The organism is uncultured Methanobrevibacter sp., from assembly GCF_947169325.1.
GTDB lineage: Archaea > Methanobacteriota > Methanobacteria > Methanobacteriales > Methanobacteriaceae > Methanocatella.
Genome location: NZ_CAMVPN010000092.1, coordinates 1 through 7,728 on the forward strand (window position 1 = coordinate 1; position 7,728 = coordinate 7,728).

A 7,728-nucleotide genomic window follows, 5' to 3' on the forward strand; every position below is an offset into this window, starting at 1 on the left:
TTTTTTTTTTTGTGTCTATTAAATTGATTGTTTCCTCTTTAATTTTAATGCTTGTCGTTTTGGATTTGATTTTTTCAAGCTTTTCTTACATTAACGTCAGGGGTTCGATGATTTTGATTTGAATTCAAAATGGGCATATATATCAGGCACTGGATTTTGCTTTTAAAATCAGAAATGAGTAATGGTAATGTCGAGGGTGTTTTGAAAGAATTAGTATAATAAAAAAGTATTTTAAAAATAAAAAAAGAGTAGCAGAATTATTCTGCTTTAACTTCGGTAACGAAGGTCATGTTTTCGATGCTTTCGGTTTCACCTGGTTTGATGGTGTAGATTGGGGAACCGAGTAAGATTAACCCGTTACATACTTCTCTGATTTTGTTATCAGCTACTTCTTGCATGTGGGTTCCTTCGTAAGTGAATCCTGCGTCTGCGTTACCGTCTAATGCGAATGAAATTACTTCACCAGATTTCTTGTTAGTTGCGTTTACGTTTAAAATCATTTTTCAATCTCCAAAATTAAATCGATATATAATATTTTGTAAGTTAACATTTTTAAATGATACGGTTTAAATCTTAAAACATGGACATACCGTTATATTTCTACATTGCCTATGATGATTTGGACAGATTATCTCCCGGAAGTGACAAGACAACTGGCCGTGTCATCGACATGATTGATTTTGACATTGACGATAGGATTAACATACTCGATATCGGCTGCGGTGTAGGTCAGGCCACAATTCAGCTTGCAAATCACTTTAGAAATGGTGAAATCGAAGCTATTGACTTGTTTAGGCATTACCTGGATGTTTTGGATGAAAAAATCAAGGAAAATAACCTTCAAAAAAGAGTATTCTCCTACAAGATGGACATGAGGGATTTGGACTTTGCAAACGAGGAATTCGATATTGTATTCGCCGAATCCTCAATTGAAATAATTGGCTTTAAAAAAGGATTGCATGAGTGGAAGAGATTGTTGAAACCGAATGGATATTTGATAGTTTCTGATGTTTCATGGATTGGCAGGCCTTCTAAAGAATCAAGGAAATTCTGGAAAGGCATCTATGATGAAGTCGACACGATTGAAAACAAGGTTTCACAAATTCGGGATGAGGGCTATGAGTTCATCGGCAATGTCACTGTGCCGAAAGGGGACTGGAAAACTTACCATGAACAGTTGGAGGGAAATTTAAATAAGTTGAACGGCGATGCATCGGCAAGGGAATTTGTCAGGCAACTGAAAAAGGAAATCAACGCGTATAGGCAAAACAGTGATGACTATTCATACGTTTTCTACATAATGAGGAAGTGTTAATGTGGAATATGCAAAATTGGGAAATTCAGATTTGAAAGTAAGTAGAGTATGCATGGGCTGCATGGGATTCGGAGATCCTACAAACGGAATGCACACATGGACATTGCCAGAAGCCGAATCAATAGAGATAATAACAAACGGTCTTGACAAAGGCATCAACTTCTTTGACACTGCCATTGGATATCAGAACGGAACTTCAGAGCAGTTCCTTGGCCGTGCAATAAGGGAAAATGCCACACGTGATGATGTGGTTGTTGCAACTAAGTTTCTTCCAAGAACCGAAGAGGAAATCAAAAACAATGTCTCAGGACAGCAGCACATTCACGATTTTGTTGAAAAAAGCCTTTCAAACTTGGGTTTGGATTACATTGACCTCTATATCTATCACATGTGGGACTTCAACACACCATTGTATGATATTCTTGAAGGCTTGAATGAAGTCATTGAAGAGGGAAAGGTCAAATACCTCGGCATTTCTAACTGCTTTGCATGGCAGCTTGCAAAGGCAAATGCACTTGCCGAAGCCGAAGGATTTGCCAAATTCGTGTCAATTCAGGGTCACTATAACCTGATATTCAGGGAAGAGGAGCGCGAGATGATTCCTCTCTGCACAGCGGACAATATCGCAACAACCCCTTACAGTTCACTTGCTTCAGGAAGGCTTTCCAGAATGCCCGGCGAAGAGTCAAAAAGGATGAACGAGGACTTTTATGCCAAACTGAAATACCAGTCAAGCGAAGCTCAGGACTTTGAAATCATCAAAAGGGTAAATGAGCTTGCAGGCAATTATGACGTATCAATGACTGAAGTGTCTCTTGCATGGCTTTTAACAAAGGTCACATCCCCAATCGTCGGAGCCACAAAGATGCACCACGTTGAAGGCGCTGTAAAATCAGTCGATTTGAAATTGGGTGATGATGATATTGATTATCTGGAAGAGCCTTACGTTGCACATGATCTGGTTGGAGTGATGGCTGACAATCGCTCGTCTGCATCTGATGAGGACAAGGTATGGCAAAAACACACAAAAGACAGGATTTAGTTCAATATCTCTAAATCCTTGTTTTCATATTTGTTGTGGCCTTTGAGGCTCTTTTTGTATTTCCAGCATGCAATTGCATCATCCAATGACTTATCATCGTTGTTTTTGAAGAAATCTCGGATGTACTGGTTGTACTCGAACTGCTTTCCTATTTCTGTCTTTTCCTTTGAGCTTAGAATCTCATGATATGCATTGATGGCATCGCGATATGTCTTATCTGGGTTTGCCTTAAGCCATTTCTGGAACTTTACCTTGAATTTGAAACCTTTGCCAATTTCTTTTTCAAAGAATTCACGTTTGTCTTCGCTGCATTTGAAGTTCTCTCCAAGTCTGGAGTCCAGTGAAATCTCTTCATGGGTATTGTTCACATTAACGGTTGGCTTTTCTAATTTCAGCTCTTCACCGGTATCCAGATAGTGAACAATCCTTTTTTCCAGATCTTCTTTGCTGCCGCTTACCTTCAGGCCTTCGGACCTTAAAAAGTCCTTTAGTTCTTCCTTTAAAAAGTAGTACTGTTTGAACTCTTCACCGGCCATGGCGGTTGTTAATGTGGGTCGTGACATGTTATCCAAATATTAATTCATCGATAATGTCCATATCAAGGTTTTCCTCAACGATTTCAGCTAATCTGTTAAGTGAATAGTCCTTCTGGGTTTCGTATGGGTCTTCTCCGAATTTGGCTTCAAGACCCTTTTTGACACGGATGTAGTTTAAGAATTCCCTTCTGAAGTTGTAGTTGTGGAATATTCCGTGGAAGTATGTTGCAAAGACATTTCCATTGCAGGCTCCGTCGATTTCACCGTCCTCGTTGTTTCCCTGGCCTTCATTTATGCTTAAAAGTGCTGTTGAGTTTACTAGTTCGCTTGTTCCTTCGTGGATTTCATAGCCCGTAATTTCCTCGCCAATGATATTCTTGAACATTTCACCTGCAATGCCTTCCAGATTGTCAGGTATTGTGGCAACTGATTGGGTAACAATCTTGTCTGCTCTTGAAAAGCTTGATTCGATATCCAATAATCCCAAACCTTCAATGGTTCCATGCTTGGATTCGCGCTTTTCTTCATCATGGATGATGTTTCCCAAAATTTGAAGTCCTCCGCAGATTCCAACGATTGGTATTTCGGATGATTTTTCAATGATTTTTTCTGCAAGGCCGCTTTCACGCAGTGCAAACATGTCCTCAGTTGAGTTACGTGTTCCTGGAATAAGTATTGCATCGACATCTCCGATTTCGTCATTGACGCCTATCATCTTGAGCGCCACGTCCTCTTCGTATTCGAAGGGGTCTATATCTGTGAAATTGGCAATTTTCGGAAGCCTTATCACGCCGATGCTAATGTCCTTGTCCTCAGCAAAAACGTGGGTGGTCAATGACGCTGAATCCTCTTCAGGTAACTTCAGGGTTTCGTCATATGGAAGAACTCCAAGAACAGGCTCTCCGGTTATCTCTTCAATCCTGTCAAGACCTGGTTTTAGAATATCCAAATTGCCTCTGAACTTGTTGATGACGGTTGCCTTCAGGCGTGAGCGGTCATAATCATCAAGAAGCACGTATGTTCCTGCGATTGCCGCAAACACACCTCCCATTTCAATGTCTGCGATTAAAATGACGTTGGCATCTGCCATGTGAGCTATTTCCATGTTGGCGATGTCCTGGTCACGCATGTTGATTTCAGCAGGTGATCCTGCCCCTTCAATGAAAATGATGTCGTATTTGTCTGAGAGAATCGCGAAGCTTTCCTTCATTGCGTTGAATGCTGTATCATGGTATTTGTGCTGGTAGTCGTAGAAGTTCATGTCTCCGATTGACTTTCCCTGAATGATGACGTTTGAGGTGAAGTCTCCTTTGGGTTTCAATAAAACTGGATTCATATGCACGCTCGGCTCAATCATTGCCGCTTCGGCCTGAAGCATCTGTGCGATTCCGATTTCCCCGTTTTCCTTTGTCGTATATGAGTTCAGTGACATGTTCTGGGATTTGAACGGTGCAACGTTATATCCCCTGTTCTTATAGATTCTGCACAGTGCCGCTACGAGCATGCTTTTTCCGGCGTTTGAGGAGGTTCCTTGAACCATGATACATTTTGTCATGTATAAAGTATATGTTGCTTTGACTATAAATAATTTAAAAATGAGTTAAACTTAATCTCATTTGAAGGATATAATACATTCGTTTGTCTGGGGATTCAGTAATTATAAAATTACTTTATTGCTGACTGTGACTTGTCTATGTATTTTCCTTCAAACTCGATTGGCAATAAATAATTATCGGATAATTACTATTGCATTTTTTAATATGTGTACTTTTTATATATAAAATTGTCCTTTTAAGTTTAATATTCTATTATTTATTTTAAAATACTTTCATTAATATTTAATTTTGAATTAAAGTTAAGTTATAAGCAGTATTTTATTTTCGATAATACTAATATATAGTTCAATATTTTTCAAAGTGAGGTAAATATCATCTCCCAAAAGCAAACAATCGGTCCTTCATAATCCTCATGAAATAAACAGAAAAAAAACAGCTATAAAATAAGAATTCAAAGCACAAAATTCAATTAAAAATTTCACGCCATATCTTTAATGATTAAAAAAAGAGTTGTTCACTGGCATTCGATGGCTTGCCAGGTCATATCAAAGTTTTTCTCAAAAATTAAATCAGTATCCTCATTTGTGAAAGTTATCCAAAAACCTTGAATTCCCATATACATGTTATGCAAGGATTCTACAATGTTTTCAGTTGATAATTCTTTCTTGATTTCGTTTTTCCTTTTGCCCTCTTCGACAAGGTCGGTTAAAAATATTCTAATGTCATTTCCTGTTTGTGAAATTATCCCATTGACCTCATCGTGGGCATATCCTGTTGAGGTTAAAAGATGTATTACACTCTGATAATTGATGTTTTCATTGATGCCCTCAATTTCCACACCGTTAATGTAGTGGCGTAGAATATAAAGCAGTGCATCATGGATTTTCTCCTTTGATGAACCTTCAAGTGGGATTTTATCAAAATCGATTTTAATATAATCCACCATATACTTTTGCAGAATTGCTTCAAATATTTCGCTTTTATCTGAAAAATAATAATATATGCCTCCGGTTGTCAGACCGGTGCAATTTCGAATTTCACTGATTGAAATGTCAATTGTACCTTTCTCCAATATTAATTTCAGCGTTTTTTCAACAATCAAGTCCTTAGTGTTCATCTAACCACACAATGTTTTTAATAGTTAATTAATTATCTATGAATCTTATCTTTTCCCATTCCAACTCAAAATTGTCTTCAAAGACTGAAACCATATTATCAATTAAATATACGTCCCATCTATATTGAATTCCTAGGTACATGATAATTAATGACTCTGCAATATCTTCGGCTGAGAAGTCTTGCCGGATTTGTCTGTTCTTTTGACATTCTCCGATAATTTCTGTGAAAAATTCCTTCAATTCCTTTAGGGAACTATGGAAAAACTCAATGGAATTTTCATAAACAAATCCTTTTGCAGTCAAAACCAATAATATCTCTCTGTAAGCTATGTCCTCATCAATCGATTCGATTTCGATTCCTCTTTCTTTTTGCTTAAAAATTTCAGCCATGACATCGTGGATTTTCTCTTTTGCATCTCCCCTTATCTGTCTGAGTCCGTCAATATTGAATTTGAAATAGTTAATGAAGTATCGTTCAGTAATCTCATTATATATCTCTTCTTTATTTGAAAAATAGTGATATATTCCGCCAATAGCAATTCCGGTGGCAGAACTGATTTCTCTAATTGAAATAATTGAGTTTTCCTTTTCAATCATTAATTTTAAAGTCTTTTCTAAAATTAACTGTCTTGTATCCATACATATAATAATTATATTTTAAGGTTATTAAATAATGTAGAGAACGAACGTTCGGTTATGTTGAAAATTGATATAAAGAACAAATGTTCTATAATGTTGGAAATTAAAGACAACTTTCTAGTTTTTTAATCATTAAGCAACAATAACTTTATAAATCAATAAAATGATAAATATTAATAAGAAAAATATTGGGCATTTAAATTAAATTATTTGTAAATATTTTCTTAAAATTTTTATTATAATTTGGAGGATTAATAGAAATGAATGAAACTGTTAAGCAACACTCATGGGTTCCATTAGTATTAGTTGCCTGTGCTTCATTTATTATAACATTGGATGCTACATTCATGAATGTTAGTATTTCTAAGGTTGTTGTAGACCTGCATACTGATGTAAGTACCATTCAATTGATTATGTCCTTTTACACTCTGATTACAGCTGCATTCATGCTGCTGAGTACCAAACTTCAGGACATAGTCGGTAAAAAGAAACTCTTTATAATCGGTACTGTGCTTTATGGTATAGGTACATTCACTGCAGCAATAAGTTGGAGTACACCAGTGTTATTTATTGGATGGGCATTGATTGAAGGTATTGCAGGGGCATTAATGACACCTGCTACTGTTTCTCTTATTAGTGGAATATATCATGGTGAACAACGTACATTTGCTTTGGCAATTGAAAGTGTAATGGTTTCCGTTTCCGCTGCTGTCGGTCCGCTCTTCGGTGGGGTCATGACAACATTCTTCAGTTGGAGATGGGGATTTGCAATCGAATTAATATTTGTAATCTTTATTTTAGTAATGCAGAGTAAAATACCTGACTTTGAACCTACTGAATCCAGAAGCGATTTGGATATTACTGGTGCTATAATTTCATTAATTGGACTTGTTCTGTTCGTATGGGGTATTTTAATGCTGACAAAAGATACTTCAACCAGCATAATGGTAATCGTTGCAGGTTTAATTATCTTAGCAGCATTTGCATGGTTTGAATCTAGAAGAAAAAGTAACGGCAAAGTACCGTTACTGGATATGGGATTATTCAAAGACAGAAATTTACGTGTAGGAGCAATCATTAGATTAATAGGTTGTCTTGCAATGGGAGGAGCATTGTTTGCTGTTTCATTGTTCCTGCAAAGTGTAATGCAGTTAAACGCATTAAATACAGGTCTGACCACACTTCCGATGACTATAGGTCTGCTCATATTTGCAATAGCAGCTCCAAGCCTATCCACTAAAGTTGGTCATAAGAAATTAATAGCTTTGGGATCATTAATCGCTATCATTGGTTGTGTGATTTTAAGCTATCAATTCAGATTGAATACATCAATGTATGATTTAATGCCTGGTCTGTTTGTACTGGGTGCTGGACTTGGTTTCGTAATGTCCTTAAGTACAGATATTTCATTGGCCAATATTCCTAAGGAAAATGAAAACAATGCATCCGGTGTTCTTACAACCACTCAGACATTAGGTGAATCAATGGGTACAGCAATTATCGGTGTAATCTTAATTCTTGG

The 7,728-nt window shown here is 36.9% G+C and carries 8 protein-coding genes; 3 read left to right on the forward strand and 5 right to left on the reverse strand.

Features of this window, described 5'->3' with window-relative positions; genetic code table 11:
- Nucleotides 1-257 precede the first annotated feature (257 nt).
- On the reverse strand, nucleotides 258-500 hold the full coding sequence (locus Q0W26_RS10345) for a hypothetical protein (RefSeq protein WP_298524895.1): 243 nt from the start codon (nucleotides 498-500) through the stop codon (nucleotides 258-260).
- Between the two features lie 80 nt (nucleotides 501-580).
- On the opposite strand from Q0W26_RS10345, the gene Q0W26_RS10350 reads away from it, so the two are divergent.
- Together Q0W26_RS10350 and Q0W26_RS10355 are read left to right on the forward strand one after the other, a co-directional pair.
- Nucleotides 581-1,315 carry a class I SAM-dependent methyltransferase gene (locus tag Q0W26_RS10350; RefSeq protein WP_298524898.1) on the forward strand — a complete coding sequence of 245 codons (735 nt, stop codon included), beginning with the start codon at nucleotides 581-583 and terminating at the stop codon, nucleotides 1,313-1,315.
- Nucleotide 1,316: 1 nt separating this feature from the next.
- Nucleotides 1,317-2,357, forward strand: coding sequence for an aldo/keto reductase (locus tag Q0W26_RS10355; RefSeq protein WP_298524901.1), 1,041 nt, complete (start codon nucleotides 1,317-1,319; stop codon nucleotides 2,355-2,357).
- Here Q0W26_RS10355 and Q0W26_RS10360 read toward each other — a convergent pair.
- The 4 genes from Q0W26_RS10360 to Q0W26_RS10375 form a co-directional block, all read right to left on the reverse strand.
- On the reverse strand, nucleotides 2,354-2,920 hold the full coding sequence (locus tag Q0W26_RS10360; RefSeq protein WP_298524915.1) for a DUF6434 domain-containing protein: 567 nt from the start codon (nucleotides 2,918-2,920) through the stop codon (nucleotides 2,354-2,356). The two genes, Q0W26_RS10355 and Q0W26_RS10360, sit on opposite strands and share 4 nt — an antisense overlap.
- A 1-nt stretch (nucleotide 2,921) precedes the next feature.
- Nucleotides 2,922-4,448, reverse strand: coding sequence for a cobyric acid synthase CobQ (gene cobQ, locus Q0W26_RS10365; protein WP_298524904.1), 1,527 nt, complete (start codon nucleotides 4,446-4,448; stop codon nucleotides 2,922-2,924).
- 515 nt (nucleotides 4,449-4,963) lie between these two features.
- Nucleotides 4,964-5,566 (reverse strand): TetR/AcrR family transcriptional regulator, encoded by a 603-nt coding sequence (locus Q0W26_RS10370; protein ID WP_298524907.1) that lies wholly within the window; start codon nucleotides 5,564-5,566, stop codon nucleotides 4,964-4,966.
- Nucleotides 5,567-5,594: 28 nt separating this feature from the next.
- Nucleotides 5,595-6,206 carry a TetR/AcrR family transcriptional regulator gene (locus tag Q0W26_RS10375; protein ID WP_298524909.1) on the reverse strand — a complete coding sequence of 204 codons (612 nt, stop codon included), beginning with the start codon at nucleotides 6,204-6,206 and terminating at the stop codon, nucleotides 5,595-5,597.
- A 260-nt stretch (nucleotides 6,207-6,466) separates the two neighbouring features.
- Here Q0W26_RS10375 and Q0W26_RS10380 point away from each other — a divergent pair.
- A partial coding sequence (locus Q0W26_RS10380) for an MFS transporter (RefSeq protein ID WP_298524912.1) occupies nucleotides 6,467-7,728 on the forward strand: 1,262 nt, incomplete at its 3' end.